12 protein-coding genes are annotated in these 14,230 nt (G+C 65.7%); 6 read left to right on the forward strand and 6 right to left on the reverse strand.

The features are described from left to right. Window positions 1-45: 45 nt before the first annotated feature. Window positions 46-1,536: an IMP dehydrogenase gene (guaB, locus tag E2I15_RS09505; protein WP_137479685.1), complete on the reverse strand. Its 1,491-nt coding sequence runs from the start codon at window positions 1,534-1,536 to the stop codon at window positions 46-48. A gap of 182 nt (window positions 1,537-1,718) precedes the next feature. Further along, window positions 1,719-1,970, reverse strand: coding sequence for a hypothetical protein (locus E2I15_RS09510; RefSeq protein WP_137479684.1), 252 nt, complete (start codon window positions 1,968-1,970; stop codon window positions 1,719-1,721). A gap of 140 nt (window positions 1,971-2,110) precedes the next feature. Between E2I15_RS09510 and E2I15_RS09515 the strand changes: the two genes are divergently transcribed. The 3 genes from E2I15_RS09515 (at window position 2,111) to E2I15_RS09525 (ending at window position 5,122) form a co-directional block, all read left to right on the forward strand. Beyond that, the gene (locus E2I15_RS09515; RefSeq protein WP_018271176.1) at window positions 2,111-3,598 is read left to right on the forward strand and encodes a DHA2 family efflux MFS transporter permease subunit; all 1,488 of its coding nucleotides are present in this window, start codon (window positions 2,111-2,113) and stop codon (window positions 3,596-3,598) included. Window positions 3,599-4,328: 730 nt separating this feature from the next. Next, complete coding sequence (locus E2I15_RS09520; protein ID WP_155262291.1) at window positions 4,329-4,820, forward strand: phasin family protein; 492 nt, start codon at window positions 4,329-4,331, stop codon at window positions 4,818-4,820. Window positions 4,821-4,924: 104 nt separating this feature from the next. After that, on the forward strand, window positions 4,925-5,122 hold the full coding sequence (locus tag E2I15_RS09525) for a hypothetical protein (RefSeq protein ID WP_028344673.1): 198 nt from the start codon (window positions 4,925-4,927) through the stop codon (window positions 5,120-5,122). A gap of 26 nt (window positions 5,123-5,148) precedes the next feature. Here E2I15_RS09525 and E2I15_RS09530 read toward each other — a convergent pair whose 3' ends face one another. From E2I15_RS09530 to E2I15_RS09540, 3 genes are all read right to left on the reverse strand, one after another. Further along, window positions 5,149-5,967 carry a Crp/Fnr family transcriptional regulator gene (locus E2I15_RS09530; protein ID WP_246668151.1) on the reverse strand — a complete coding sequence of 273 codons (819 nt, stop codon included), beginning with the start codon at window positions 5,965-5,967 and terminating at the stop codon, window positions 5,149-5,151. 252 nt (window positions 5,968-6,219) lie between these two features. After that, window positions 6,220-6,921 carry an RlmE family RNA methyltransferase gene (locus tag E2I15_RS09535; protein WP_137479681.1) on the reverse strand — a complete coding sequence of 234 codons (702 nt, stop codon included), beginning with the start codon at window positions 6,919-6,921 and terminating at the stop codon, window positions 6,220-6,222. A gap of 166 nt (window positions 6,922-7,087) precedes the next feature. Further along, a complete protein-coding gene (locus E2I15_RS09540) occupies window positions 7,088-8,131 on the reverse strand; it encodes a Ppx/GppA phosphatase family protein (protein WP_246668150.1) in 1,044 nt (347 codons plus the stop codon). A 197-nt stretch (window positions 8,132-8,328) separates the two neighbouring features. Between E2I15_RS09540 and E2I15_RS09545 the strand changes: the two genes are divergently transcribed. Then, window positions 8,329-10,701 carry a xanthine dehydrogenase family protein molybdopterin-binding subunit gene (locus tag E2I15_RS09545; protein ID WP_137479679.1) on the forward strand — a complete coding sequence of 791 codons (2,373 nt, stop codon included), beginning with the start codon at window positions 8,329-8,331 and terminating at the stop codon, window positions 10,699-10,701. A gap of 266 nt (window positions 10,702-10,967) precedes the next feature. Here E2I15_RS09545 and E2I15_RS09550 read toward each other — a convergent pair whose 3' ends face one another. Further along, window positions 10,968-11,771 (reverse strand): hotdog family protein, encoded by an 804-nt coding sequence (locus tag E2I15_RS09550; protein ID WP_137479678.1) that lies wholly within the window; start codon window positions 11,769-11,771, stop codon window positions 10,968-10,970. Window positions 11,772-11,906: 135 nt separating this feature from the next. Between E2I15_RS09550 and E2I15_RS09555 the strand changes: the two genes are divergently transcribed. After that, window positions 11,907-12,407: a YaiI/YqxD family protein gene (locus E2I15_RS09555; RefSeq protein WP_018271171.1), complete on the forward strand. Its 501-nt coding sequence runs from the start codon at window positions 11,907-11,909 to the stop codon at window positions 12,405-12,407. A 4-nt stretch (window positions 12,408-12,411) separates the two neighbouring features. Further along, entirely contained in the window at window positions 12,412-14,229 is a 1,818-nt protein-coding gene (locus tag E2I15_RS09560; RefSeq protein ID WP_137479677.1) for an ABC-F family ATP-binding cassette domain-containing protein, read from the forward strand. Window position 14,230: the final 1 nt, after the last annotated feature.

The following is a 14,230-nucleotide window of genomic DNA, read 5'->3' on the forward strand; positions in this document are numbered from 1 at the left end:
CGGGTTCGGTCCTTCGGACCGCCCCGGAACGACGGATGCTTGGGCTTACACCCCGCCCGGATAGTTCGGGGCTTCGCGCGTGATGGTGACGTCGTGGACGTGGCTCTCGCGCAGGCCGGCGCCGGTGATGCGGACGAATTCGGCCTTGTCGTGGAAGTCCTTGATGTCCTTGGCGCCGACATAGCCCATGGCGGCGCGCAGGCCGCCGGCGAGCTGGTGCATCACATTGCCGACCGGCCCCTTGTACGGCACCTGGCCCTCGATGCCTTCGGGGACCAGCTTCAGCGTGTCCTTGATGTCCTGCTGGAAGTAGCGATCGGCCGAGCCGCGCGCCATCGCGCCGACCGAGCCCATGCCGCGATAGGCCTTGTAGGAGCGGCCCTGCCACAGGAAGACTTCGCCCGGCGTCTCGTCGGTGCCGGCGAGCAGCGAGCCGACCATGGCGATGTCGGCACCGGCGGCGAGCGCCTTGGCGAGGTCGCCGGAATATTTGATGCCGCCGTCGGCGATCACGGGCACGTCGGCCTTTTTCGCCGCGGCCACCGCGTCCATGATCGCGGTGAGCTGCGGCACGCCGACACCGGCGACGATGCGCGTGGTGCAGATCGAGCCCGGGCCGATGCCGACCTTGATGCAGTCGGCGCCGGCATCGATCAGCGCCTGCGCGCCGCCCTCGGTCGCGACGTTGCCGGCCACCACCTGCACCGCATTGGAGAGCCGCTTGATGCGGTTGACGGCATTGAGCACGTGGCGCGAATGGCCGTGCGCGGTGTCGACCACGACGACGTCGACGCCGGCATCGATCAGCCGCTCGGTGCGCTCATAGCCGGTCTCGCCGACCGTAGTGGCGGCGGCGACGCGCAGACGGCCGTGCTCGTCCTTGCAGGCGAGCGGATGGGCGACTGCCTTCTCGATGTCCTTCACGGTGATCAGGCCGACGCAGCGATACTGGTCGTCGACGACGAGCAGCTTCTCGATGCGATGCTTGTGCAGCATCCGCTTCGCCTCGTCCTGGCCCACGCCCTCGCGCACCGTGACGAGGTTCTCGTGCGTCATCAGCTCCGAGACCTTCTGCCGGGGATCGCTGGCGAAGCGCACGTCGCGGTTGGTCAGAATGCCGACCAGCTTGCCCGGCACGTTCTTGGCGCTACCTGTGACGACCGGAATGCCCGAGATGCCGTTCTCCTTCATCAGGGTCAGCGCATCGGCCAGCGTGGCGTCGGGGCCGATGGTCAGCGGATTGACCACCATGCCGGACTCGAACTTCTTGACCTGCCGCACCTGCGCGGCCTGGCCTTCCGGATCGAAGTTGCGGTGAATGACGCCGAGACCGCCGGCCTGCGCCATCGCGATCGCCATCCGCGCCTCGGTGACGGTGTCCATCGCGGACGCCATGATCGGGATATTGAGCGAGATTGCGCGGGTGACGCGCGAGCGAATATCGACTTCCGAGGGAAGCACGTCGGACAAACCGGGCTTCAGCAGCACATCGTCGAACGTGAAGGCTTCGCGGATAGCCGGAAATCCCGTGGCCATTGCCAACTCCTTTATCTGCGGCCCAGCCGCGATGGTCTTACGGATGAACGCCGCCTGCGGCGACGCTCGCTGCGTCACCGTCGAATCGGCGCCCATCGGTGGGGTTGACGCTGGTCGATAGCATGGCGGGATGACGAATCAAAGCGTTTGCCAGCCATGCACAGGCCTTTTTAGGGGCCGGTTCAGGGCGCCCAGTAACCCGGCGGCGGCCCATGGCGACGGATCGCCTCGACCATTTCGCGATGGCGCCGGTCCTCGCGCTTCATGTGGACCGCGATCACGGCATGGGCCGACGGCACCAGCAGCAACACGTGAAAAAACAGCCCGAAAACCGCGCAAAACACGATCAGGACCAGATTGAAGATGGCCGAAAACGGCTGTCCGTTCAGGAGCAGTCCGATCGGCGGCAAGAGAGCGGCAAGGACGTAGATCACGGCGAACCTTTGGACACGGGCGGATGCATACCAGCGTCACGCAGGATTTAGGGCGTTTGGCCGGTTCCGCAATAGCGTGGCCCTGGGCAGGATGATATGGCCCCCTCGCCCGCCTTTTTCAGCACAGCTGTCCTGTTTTGATGAACAAACAACGCCTGATTCCGCTCATCGTGGCCACCGCCCTGTTCATGGAGAACATGGACTCCACAGTGATCGCGACCTCGCTGCCCGCGATCGCCGCCGATATCGGCACCAGCCCGCTGACGCTGAAACTGGCGATCACCTCCTACCTGCTGTCGCTCGCGGTGTTCATCCCGGCGAGTGGCTGGACTGCGGACCGCTTCGGCGCCCGCATCGTGTTTGCCGGCGCCGTCGGCGTGTTCATGCTGGGCTCGATCGGCTGCGCACTGTCGTCCTCGGTGACCGATTTCGTGTTCGCCCGCATCCTGCAGGGCCTCGGCGGGGCGATGATGACCCCGGTCGGGCGGCTGGTGCTGCTGCGCTCGGTCGACAAGAGCGCGCTGGTCAACGCGATGGCCTGGGTGACGGTCCCGGCGCTGATCGGCCCGGTGATCGGGCCGCCGCTCGGCGGCTTCATCACCACCTATTTCTCCTGGCACTGGATCTTCCTGATCAACATCCCGATCGGGCTGCTCGGCATCTTCCTGGCGCTGAAATACATCGACCCGATCAAGAGCGAGGATCCCGAGCGCTTCGATCTCGTGGGGCTGGTGCTGGCCGGTATCGGCCTCGCCGGCATCGCCTTCGGGCTGTCGGTAGCCGGGCTCAATTTGCTGCCGTGGCCGATCGTCGCCGCGCTGGTCGGGGTCGGCACGGTATCGATGACGCTTTACGTCATCCACGCGCGACGGACCGGTTCGCCGGTGCTCGATTTCGGCTTGCTGCGGCTGCCGACCATGCGCGCGTCGATCGTCGGCGGCTTCATGTTCCGGCTCGGCATCGGCGCGCTGCCGTTCCTGCTGCCGCTGTTGATGCAGGTCGGCTTCGGCCTGTCGCCGTTCCAGTCCGGTCTCGTCACCTTTGCGTCGGCGGTCGGCGCCATGGGCATGAAGACGCTGGCGGCGCGCATCATCCGCGCCTTCGGCTTCCGCAACATGATGACCGTCAACGCCGTGGTCAGTTCGGCCTTCCTCGCCGCCTGCGCGCTGTTCACGATCTCGACGCCGCTGATGCTGATCTTCACCATCCTGGTGGTCGGCGGCTTCTTCCGCTCGCTGCAATTCACCGCGATCAACACCGTGGCCTATGCCGAGGTCGAGGCGCCGCAGATGAGCCGGGCCACCACCCTCGTCAGCGTCAATCAGCAGCTCGCGGTGTCCGCGGGAGTCGCGGTCGGCGCGTTCTCGGTCGAAACCACGCTGGCGCTGCATCACCAGACCGAGCTTTCCGCCGACGTGTTCGCGCCGGCCTTCATCGTGGTGTCGCTGATCTCGGCGGCCTCGGCCTGGTTCTTCTGGCAGATGCCGGCTGAGGCCGGCAACGAGATCGCCGGCCGTAAGGCGATCGACATCTCGAGCCGCAAGGGCGCCGAGAAACGCGCCGCCGCCGAAGCTGTCAAGGTCGCCACCGAGGACACCCAGAACGCGCGCGATCAGCGGCTCGGCTAGTCGACCGAACCGGCCGTTCCCGAGGCGCGGACACCGCGAGCCGCCGTCAGGTCACGACCAGGCCATCAGGGGTGGCCGGTCATTCCGCCTGGCTGTGTTCGATCCGGACGTTCGATAAGTTCGTATGTGGGAACGTGGGTCGCTTCCAGCCACGATTCCAACGCTGCTCCGCAGACCGTGCAGATCGCATCACCCGTATGCGGCACCAAGAACTTCTCTTCGGTGCGTCTGTACTCGGCGCCGCAATTGCATTGAACAATGGTCGCCATCTGAGAAATATGCGCTTGCGTCGCCCGGTTTTCCAGTCCTGCAAGAAACGGCCCCAGTGCGCGAAACCTTCGCTACACCAAGGCCGCCAACCCAGTGCGGGTTTTCTCCCGGTGGGCTTGGGGGGCATTGGCCGGGAGCAACGGAATCGACTCCGGCCGCGCGCCGAGGTTCCAACCGGTCGTGCTGAATTGCCTTCGTGCGCGTGTCGCGACCGGGACCGCGCCCGGCCAGGCTCTCCTGGCGCAATCGGTCGAGATGTGTTCGATGAATCGCCGCCGCTTCGTCCCGGAAAAAATCTCCGCGAGAGTCAGAAAGCGAACGGAAGCTACGCCGCCGATCCTGCATAGTCCGGCTCAAGCGGGCCCGCGGTGACCCGGCATTCAGCAAAAAGCCATGTGGGAAGGAAGCGCTCCAGGTGCGCTTCCCCCAGCGTCCGTGCACCGCGAGGCGCGGATTTTCCTTGATCTGGTTTCGCTTGAAAGGATCAGAGCCAGTGACTGACGTCCATACGAATGAAGTGAACGATAATCCGAAAGCCGGCGGCTCTGGCCTGCCCCTGTTCGCGTTGCCTCAGGCCTTTCAAGGTATCGCCGAACAAAATGCGAGGCGTGCCCGAGAACAGTTCGAGAAGGCCAAGGAAGCTTCGGAGGAAATCTCTGTCCTGCTCAAGGAAGCATACGCGGTCAACGCCAAGGGCGCCGCGGACTACGCAGCCAAGGTGATCGATATCTCGCATATCAACGCCAGTTCGGCCCTGGCTTTCATATCCGAGCTCGCCGGCACCAGGTCGCTGTCGGAAGCCATCCAGCTTTCGGCCGATCACGGCCGCAAGGCCTTCGAAGTGACGACCGCGCAGAACAAGGAGCTCTGGGAGATCGCGAAGAAGGTCGCGACCGAGACCTCCGAGCCGATCAAGAAGAGCTTCGCAAAGGCCCTGAAAACACCTTCCTGAGGAGTCCCCCAGGCCGGCTGGACCAAGCGTCTCCGATTAGAAGGGGCGCGGTCCGGCCGACGGTGTGCGGGACCAGCAATCCCTGACATTGGAGGAGGACCGAGATGGGCGTCATCATGATCAAATGCCCGCGGACGGGACGTGCGATCAATACCGGCATGAAATCCGACCGCGAGACGTTCCGGCGCAGCACCGTATTCTTTTCGCGCAGCTATTGCACGAGCTGTCGGACCAATCACGAATGGTTCGCCAGGGAGGCGTGGGTCCACGAACCCGAGCAGGAATTGCGCAAGGCGTCCTGACACCTGCGTCTGCGTTGCAACTGCATTCAATGGCTTCGTGATCGCTCAGCACCCGCGCCGCGCGCATGTGCATGAACCTTGTCGCCATTGGTCCACGGCCGGGCGTGCGAACGCGGAGGTCCATGTGGCGGCGCGCCGCGACCGGACGACTTGATCCCCTCCGCGGATACGATGCGGTCGATCCTGCCGCGCATGATCTCGTAGCACTCGCAGGCCGCAGTTTCGAGCCGCGGCCTGTCGACCTCGATCGAGCTCCGCCGGTTGGAGCGGATTGCGCCCGAGGCGCGAAGCTTGTGCACGACATGGGTCACAGTCGTTCGTCGCACACCCAGCAATTCCGACAGCGTCTCCTGCGTCAGCGGCAGCGTGTCGTCACCGATCTGATCGTGAACCTGCAAAAGCCACCGGGCCAGGCGGGCCTCCACGGAATGAAGCGCATTGCACGCCGCGATATGCTGGAACTGGACCAGCAACGACCGCATATGGAGCTGCACCGTACTGGCAAGCGCGTGACTGTGCGCGAGTGCGGCGTGAAATCGTGCCGGCGAAATCTGCCACGTCGTGCCCGCGACGCGAACCACCGCGGTCATCGGCGAGCGTATCGACCTGAGTGTCGACAGGATGCCGACGGCGCCCTCGTTGCCGATCATTGTCGTCGCAACGGCCTGTCCGTTCGGCATGTCCATGACGAACGCGATCAATGCCGTGCAGGGAAAATAGATCTGTTCGACGAGGTCGCCCGACCGCACCAGCACGGCGTCGCGTTCGAGCGATACCTTGCGGAGATGAGGCGCAAGCAAATCAACATCGGCGGGCGGCAAGGCCGCCAGAAGGCGATTACCCATGCTCGACCTGCGTTCCATCACGGAAGAGCTCCGCAAGACGGAGGCGCGGCTCGCTGCACAAACCTGCCGTGGCGCCAGGCCGAAACACGCAACGAACTGACCGCGCCGGAAAGGTAGAATACGCCGTAACGGGAAGAGTTCCAATGGATTCAGGTCAGACCGCGACGCGCTCGCGTACCGGGACGGCGCTCCCGCCGGCCCCTATGAGCATCATGGCTTGCCTTAGCGGAGGCTTCGGCGAACGCGTCGTTGCTACTCCCCGCGCGATGACGGCTGTTGCTGTCCCCGGAATCCCGTCGCCAGCACGTAACGCTCCGACGAATCCTGCCGGCTGGCGGCCGGCTTGACGTGGCGGACGGTCGCGAAATCGCGCTTCAGCTGCGCCACCAGCTCGGCGTCGGCGCCGCTCTGGAACACTTTTGCCAGGAACGTGCCGCCGGGATTGAGCACCTCGCCGGCGAAATGCGCGGCGGTCTCGACCAGGCCGATGATGCGCAGCTGATCGGTCTTGCGATGGCCGGTGGTGTTGGCGGCCATGTCGGACATCACGATGTCCGCGCGCCCCCCCATCATCGCGATCAGTTTTTCCGGCGCGTCGTGGTCGAGGAAGTCGAGCTGCGCGAAGGCGACGCCGGGAATCTCGCCCATCTCCAGCAGATCGATCGCAACCACCTTGCCCTTGCCGTCGGCAGCACCGGTACGCTTGGCCGCGATCTGGCTCCAGCCGCCGGGCGCCGCACCGAGGTCGACCACGGTCATGCCGGGCTTGAGCAGGCGATATTTGTCGTCGATCTCGGTGAGCTTGAACGCCGCGCGCGAGCGGTAGCCCATCGCCTTGGCCTTGGCGACATAGGGATCGTTGAGCTGGCGCTCGAGCCAGAGTTTTGACGACAGCTTTCGCTTGCCGCCGCTCTTGACCGTGACGTGCAGCCGCCCGGTGGTGTCTTTCGCCATACTGCTTCTCTACTCCCTCACCCCGCTCTTGCGGGGAGAGGGTTGGGGTGAGGGGCTGGTTCCGCAATGAAGGTGAGAGATGCGCTCCTGGAGAGTCCCCCTCACCCGGATTGCATTGACATGCAATCCGGCCTCTCGCCGCAAGCGGGGCGAGGCAAGAGAAGCTCTAGCACGCCCGCAGCGCGCCGTCCTCGCGCATCATCTCGACCAGCATGCCCTCGCGCAGGCCGCGATCGGCGACGCGGAGCCGCGGCATCGGGAACGCATTGCGGATCGCATCGAGGATCGCGCAGCCGGCGAGCACCAGATCGGCGCGCTCGACGCTGATGCAGTTGTTGTTGACGCGCGCCTCATAGCTCATACCGAGCAGCCTCTGGATCGTCGCGGTGACGTCGCAATCGTTCATCCAGATGCCGTCGATGCGGCGACGGTCGTAGCGCGACAGGTTGAGGAACACGCCGGCGAGCGTGGTCACGGTGCCCGAGGTGCCGAGCATGTGCATGTCGCGCAGATCCTTGCCGTGCTCGGCCGCGAACGGCGCGACGTGCCGCGCGACCTCATCGATCATCTGCGCGTACAAATCCCTGGTGACGTTCTTGCCGCCGAAATGTTCGGCCAGCGTGACGACGCCGAGCGGGATCGACATCCACGCCTTGATGCGTGGCGGCGCGTCGGGCGCCGCGGGGTCGCGCTCGATCCGCACCAGCTCGGTCGAGCCGCCGCCGATATCGAACAGGATGGCGCCCCGTCCCTTCGGATCGAGCAGCGGCGAGCAGCCGATCACGGCGAGCGTCGCCTCGGTCTCGCGATCGATCACCTCGAGCTTGATGCCGGTCTCGGCCGCGACCCGCGCGCGAAAGCTCTCGGCGTTGCCGGCGGCGCGGCAGGCCTCGGTGGCGATCAGCCGCAGCCGGCGCGCCTTGCGATAGCGGATCTTGTCGCTGCAGATGGCCAGCGCGGCAATCGCACGCTCGATCGCGGCCTCGCTGATCGAGCCGGTGGCGGCGATACCCTCGCCGAGCCGGATGATCCGCGAGAAGGAATCGACCACGCGGAACCCGTCGCCGGTGGGACAGGCGATCAACAGCCGGCAATTGTTGGTGCCAAGGTCGAGCGCGGCGTAGACGCCACTTTCCGCCGCTGCCGCAACCAACCCTGGCGGGGCTTCGCTGGCCGGGGGGCCGTCGCAAAGCCGCACATGGTCGTTCATCAAAACTGTCTTTCCGCGGGACCAAAAGGCCCGCCGAATAATTATCGTTCACGGAAACTTTAGCAGCGTCAAAGCTCTACGCAAACTCCGTTCACATTGGCTCCATGCCCAATCGGGCGTTGTCGTTAAGGGGGGTGTGCGTTATCTCCTCAGCGCCCCCAAACGCCAGCAAATCCGGGCATTTCAGGTCATTTTCGATGCAAGATCACACGCCGCCTGCCTCCCTCGAAAACGCTATCGCACTGCAAAAACACGGCGTCGGACAGCCTGTTCGACGAAAGGAGGACGACACCCTGGTGCGCGGCAAGGGCAAATACACCGACGATTTCTCGCTGCCCGGCCAGGCCACTTGCTGGATGGTCCGCTCCTCCCATGCCCATGGACTCATCAAGGGGATCGATACGGCGGCCGCCAAGGCGATGCCGGGCGTGCTGGGGGTGTGGACCGGCGCCGACCTTGCGGCCGCTGGCTACAACCCCTTCACCTGCGGCCTGCCGCTGAAGAACCGCGACGGCTCGCCACTCAAGCAGACCAACCGCCCCGCGCTGGTGACCGACAAGGTGCGCTTCGTCGGCGATCCCGTCGCCTTCGTGGTCGCAGAGACCGCGGCGCAGGCGCGCGATGCCGCCGAGGCCGTCGAGGTCGATATCGAGCCCCTGCCCGCGGTGACCGACGCGGCCGAAGCCGCCAAGCCCGGCGCCCCGCAGCTCTATGACGACATTCCTGATAACGTTGCGCTCGACTATCACTATGGCGACACCGCCAAGATCGAGGCGGCGTTCGCCGGCGCGGCGCACGTCACAAAACTCGACATCGTCAATACCCGCGTCGCCGTGGTCTCGATGGAGCCGCGCGTCGCCCTCGCCCACTACGACAAGAAGACCGAACGCTTCACGCTGCAGGTGCCGACCCAAGGCGTCTCGGGCAACAAGGCGATCCTGGCGCGCCTGCTCAACGTGCCCGCCGACAAGGTCCGCATCCTGACCGGCAATGTCGGCGGCTCGTTCGGGATGAAGAACCTCAACTATCCCGAATACACCTGCATCGCGCATGCGGCGCGCGAGCTCGGCCGCCCGGTGAAGTGGCTGGACGAGCGCTCGACCAGCTTCCTCTCGGACAGCCAGGGCCGCGCGCAGCTGATCCACGCCGAGCTCGCGCTCGATGCCGACGGCAAGTTCCTCGCGGTGCGGCTGTCCGGCTACGGCAATCTCGGCGCCTATATCACCGGCGTCGCGCCAGGCCCGCTGTCGCTCAACACCGGCAAGAACCTCGCCAGCGTCTATCGCACGCCGCTGCTCGGCGTCGACATCAAGACGGTCCTGACCAACACCACGCTGATGGGCGCCTATCGCGGCGCCGGCCGGCCCGAGGCCAATTACTACATGGAGCGGCTGATCGACGCCGCCGCCGACGAGATGGGCATCAACCGCTTCACGCTGCGCAAGCGCAACTTCATCAAGCCGTCGCAGCTGCCCTTCCCGGCGGCCTCCGGTGTCACCTATGACAGCGGCGATTTCGCCGGCGTGTTTCAGAAGGCGCTGGAGATCTCCGACTACGACAACTTCGCCAAGCGCAAGAAGGAAAGCAAAAAGAGCGGCAAGCTGCGCGGCATCGCCGTCGGCTCCTATCTCGAGGTCACCGCGCCGCCGAGTGGCGAGCTCGGCAAGATCAGCTTCGAGCCCGACGGCTCGGTGAAGCTCACCACCGGCACGCTGGATTACGGCCAGGGCCACGCCACGCCGTTCGCGCAGGTGCTGTCCGACCAGCTCGGCGTCCCCTTCGAGAAGATCACGCTCGAACAGGGCGACAGCGATCTCGTCCGCTTCGGCAACGGCACCGGCGGCTCGCGCTCGATCACCGCGACGGGCCAAGCGATCGTCGAGGCTTCCGCGCTGGTGGTCGAGAAGGGCAAGAAGGCCGCCGCGCATATCCTGGAGGCCTCCGAGGCCGACATCGAATTCGGCCAGGGCCGCTTCACCATCGCCGGCACCGACCGCTCGATCGGCATCATGGAGCTCGCCGAGCGGATGCGCGCCGGCAAGATGCCCGAGGGCACGCCGGAGACGCTCGACGTCGATCACGCCACCAAGGAGACGGCGTCGACCTTCCCGAACGGCTGCCACGTCGCCGAGGTCGAGATCGATCCCGACACCGGTGTGACGCGGATCGTGCGCTACTCTGCGGTCAATGATTTCGGCGTCGTGGTCAATCCGATGATCGTCGCCGGCCAGCTGCACGGCGGCGTCGCGCAGGGCATCGGCCAGGCGCTGATGGAGGAAATCAGTTACGACGGTTCCGGCCAGCCGATCACCGGCTCGTTCATGGACTACGCGCTGCCACGTGCCGGCGACGTGCCGTCGATGCTGGTCGGCGATCACCCCTCGCCGGCGAAATCCAACCCGCTCGGTACCAAGGGCTGCGGCGAGGCCGGCTGCGCCGGCAGCCTCGTCTGCATCGTCAATGCCGTGGTCGACGCGCTGTCGGAATACGGCATCAAGCACATCAACATGCCGCTGACGCCGGAACGCGTCTGGCGCGCGATCCAGGACGCCAAGGCGAAGGCGGCGTAGGGTCGCCGCTTCATCGTCACTCACCGCTGTCATCACCAGCGAAAGCGGGTGATCCAGTACTCCAGAGACAGCTGTGGCTAAGCAGACAAGCCGCGGCGTACTGGATACCCCGCATGCGCGGGGTATGACAGTTGCGGGTGGTGCAAGAGCCTAGCTCAAATCTCCACTCGTCATGCCCGGGCTTGACCCGGGCATCCATCAATCTGCGCAAGAATTTTCCGAACAGCGATGGATTGCCGGGTCAAGCCCGGCAATGACGGATCGTGTTACGCCGCGGCCTGCTCGCGCGGCTGGGTGATCGCGATGTGCCAGCAATGCGCCAGCGGCACGCCGTTACCGAGCACCAGCGCGTCGAGCTCGACGAAGCGGTGGCCCTTCTTGTCGTAATTGCCGGTCACCTTGGCGCGCGCGGTCAGCTCGTCGCCAATCTTGCCCGCCGACAGCAGCTGCATGCGGGTGCCGACATGGATCCAGGGCCCGAGGATCGCATTGTCGACCAGAACCTTGTTCATCACCCGCGGCAGCAGGCCGGGATGGCCGAGACCTTCGCGCAAGTAGATCGGGTCGGTCTCACGGATATCGGCGAGATATTCTTTCGCGGCATCGCCGGACCAGTCGCGCGGGATGGTGCCGAGCCACTTGCCCTCTTCATAGGACGACGCGCTGACCGGCTTGCGCTCGGCGACCGCGGCGACCTGCTTGTAGTCGTCGAGCACGAATTTCGGCGCGGATGCCGGCAGCGATGCGGTGCCGGTGGCGCAGAGCTCGCCGCGGCTGTGGAGCTCGATCGTCAGCCCATTGCCGGTCTCCTGACCGGTCAATTCCGCGATCTCGCCGTCATAGACCGGCTTGACGAAGCGCGCCTCGATCAGGCCGCGCGCGAGGAAATCGCGGCCCCACTTCTCGACCGGCAGATGCATCATGTAGGCCATCACGTCGACGCCCGGCACCAGCCCACCGGAAAAGCCGAACTTCCGCGCCACCGTGTCGTCGTGGATCTTGTTCTCCGAGAGCTTTGACGTGTTGTAGGCCGAGACGCGGTAGGTCAGCGAAGCCGTCTTCGAATCCATGGGGTTTCCCCTTATTTCCGTTGTTTTTCTCGGGCAATCGTAGTCGAACCGGTCAGCCTGACAAGCCTCTCGTTCTGCTCGCAATTTTCCGCCCGATGGAGTACACGCAGGCCGCCCCTGCCAACCCTGGAATCGATGACTGAAACCCCTGCCCCCACCCGCATCTATGTCGACGCCGACGCCTGCCCGGTGAAGGACGAGATCTATCGCGTCGCGATCCGGCACGGCGTGCCCGTCAGCGTGGTCGCGGGCAATTTCATCCGCGTGCCGCAGGATCCGCTGATCGAGCGCATCGCCGCAGGTTCCGGCATGGATGCCGCCGACGACTGGATCGCGGAACGCGCGCGTGAAGGCGACATCGTGATCACGGCGGACATTCCGCTGGCGAGCCGCTGCGTCAAGGCCGGCGCCGATGTGATCGCGCCGAACGGCAAGCCGTTCACCGAACAGTCGATCGGCATGACGCTCGCGGTGCGCAATCTGATGACCGATCTGCGCTCGTCGGGCGAGATCACCGGCGGGCCGAAATCATACTCGCCGCGCGACCGCTCGACCTTCCTGTCGACGCTCGACCAGACCATCCGCCGCATCCAGCGCCGCCGCGCCGAGCAGGCGCCGGCGAGCCAGCAGGGTTAGCGCGATGGCTTCGCCTCCTCTCATCCAGCTCAAGGACATCAGCCTGACCTTCGGCGGCACGCCGCTATTGACCGGCGTCGAGCTGTCGGTCTCCGCGGGCGAGCGCGTCTGCCTGATCGGCCGCAACGGCTCCGGCAAGTCGACGCTGCTGCGGATCGCGGCCGGCCTGGTCGAGCCCGATGCCGGCAGCCGTTTCGTGCAGCCCGGCGCCACCATCCGCTATCTGCCGCAGGAGCCGGACTTCGGCGACCACAAGACGACGCTGGCCTATGTCGAGGCCGGCCTCGGCCCCGGCGACGACCACTACCAGGCGCGCTATCTGCTCGAACAGCTCGGCCTCAGCGGCGAGGAAGATCCGGCGCATGTCTCCGGCGGCGAGGCGCGCCGCGCGGCGCTGGCCCGCGTGCTGGCGCCCTCGCCCGATATCCTGCTGCTGGACGAGCCGACCAACCATCTCGACCTGCCGACTATCGAATGGCTCGAGGGCGAACTGGAAAGCCGCCGCTGCGCGCTGGTCTTGATCAGCCACGACCGCCGCTTCCTCACCAATTTGTCGCGCACCACCGCCTGGCTCGACCGCGGCCAGATCCGGCAGATCGAGCGCGGCTTCGGCGCCTTCGAGGCGTGGCGCGACGAGGTGCTGGCGGAGGAAGAGCGCGAGCAGCACAAGCTCGACCGCAAGATCGTCAACGAGGAGCACTGGCTGCGCTACGGCGTCTCCGGCCGCCGCAAGCGCAACGTCAAGCGGCTCGGCAATCTCTTCGCGCTGCGCGACCAGCGCCGCAACTATCGCGGCGCCACCGGCAATGCCACGCTCGCCGCCGCCGAGGCCCAGAAATCCGGCCGGCTGGTGATCGAGGCCAAGAACATCGCGAAATCGTTCGGTGAGCGCAAGATCGTCGACGGCTTCTCGACCCGGATCCAGCGCGGCGACCGGCTCGGCATCGTAGGTCCGAACGGCGCCGGCAAGACCACGCTGGTGCATCTGCTGATCGGCAACGATCCGCCCGACTCCGGTTCGGTGCGGCTCGGGGCCAATATCGAAATGGCGACGCTCGACCAGCATCGCGAAAGCCTCGACCCGAAGCTGACGCTGGCCGAAGCCCTGACCGGCGGCCGCGGCGATCACGTCATGGTCGGCGACAAGTCGAAGCACGTGATCGGCTACATGAAGGACTTCCTGTTCGCGCAGGAGCAGCGCGGCACGCCGCTGGAGGCGCTCTCCGGCGGCGAGCGCGGCCGCCTGATGCTGGCGCGCGCGCTGGCCAAGCCGTCCAACCTCTTGATCCTGGACGAGCCGACCAACGACCTCGATCTCGAAACCCTCGACGTGCTCGAGGACATGCTCGGCGATTACGAGGGCACGGTGATCCTGATCAGCCACGACCGTGACTTCCTCGACCGCGTCGTGACGTCGGTGATCGTGCCCGAAGGCCAGGGACGCTGGATCGAATATGCCGGCGGCTACTCCGATATGCTGGCGCAGCGCGGCGCCGACGTGAAGCGCGAGACGGTGAAGGCCGAAGCCCCGACCGAAGAGAAGACGGAAGCCAGGGCCGCCGCGCCCGAAGCAGCACCGAGGCGCCGGCTGAGCTTCAACGAGAAGCACGCACTGGAAACCTTGCCGAAGACCATCGACAAGCTGCATGCCGAAATCACCAAGCAGCAGAAGCTGCTCGACGATCCCGATCTCTATACCAAGGATCGCAAGACATTCGACGCTGCCTCGGCCGCGATCGCAAAGGCGCAGCAAGAGCTCGCCGCCGCCGAGGACCGTTGGCTCGAGCTCGAAGTGCTGCGCGAAGAGATCGAACAGGCATAAT

Origin of the sequence: Bradyrhizobium sp. BR2003 (genome assembly GCF_009720285.1) — a bacterium.
GTDB lineage: Bacteria > Pseudomonadota > Alphaproteobacteria > Rhizobiales > Xanthobacteraceae > Bradyrhizobium > Bradyrhizobium elkanii.

Excerpts from the sequence above, each read along its gene's own strand:
- E2I15_RS09560 (WP_137479677.1), top strand. The coding sequence starts at position 12,412 with ATGGCTTCGCCTCCTCTCATCCAGCTCAAGGACATCAGCCTGACCTTC.
- E2I15_RS09535 (WP_137479681.1), bottom strand. The coding sequence starts at position 6,921 with ATGGCGAAAGACACCACCGGGCGGCTGCACGTCACGGTCAAGAGCGGC.
- E2I15_RS09540 (WP_246668150.1), bottom strand. The coding sequence starts at position 8,131 with ATGAACGACCATGTGCGGCTTTGCGACGGCCCCCCGGCCAGCGAAGCC.
- E2I15_RS09530 (WP_246668151.1), bottom strand. The coding sequence starts at position 5,967 with ATGGGTAATCGCCTTCTGGCGGCCTTGCCGCCCGCCGATGTTGATTTG.
- E2I15_RS09545 (WP_137479679.1), top strand. The coding sequence starts at position 8,329 with ATGCAAGATCACACGCCGCCTGCCTCCCTCGAAAACGCTATCGCACTG.
- E2I15_RS09515 (WP_018271176.1), top strand. The coding sequence starts at position 2,111 with ATGAACAAACAACGCCTGATTCCGCTCATCGTGGCCACCGCCCTGTTC.
- E2I15_RS09555 (WP_018271171.1), top strand. The coding sequence starts at position 11,907 with ATGACTGAAACCCCTGCCCCCACCCGCATCTATGTCGACGCCGACGCC.
- guaB (WP_137479685.1), bottom strand. The coding sequence starts at position 1,536 with ATGGCCACGGGATTTCCGGCTATCCGCGAAGCCTTCACGTTCGACGAT.
- E2I15_RS09550 (WP_137479678.1), bottom strand. The coding sequence starts at position 11,771 with ATGGATTCGAAGACGGCTTCGCTGACCTACCGCGTCTCGGCCTACAAC.
- E2I15_RS09525 (WP_028344673.1), top strand. The coding sequence starts at position 4,925 with ATGGGCGTCATCATGATCAAATGCCCGCGGACGGGACGTGCGATCAAT.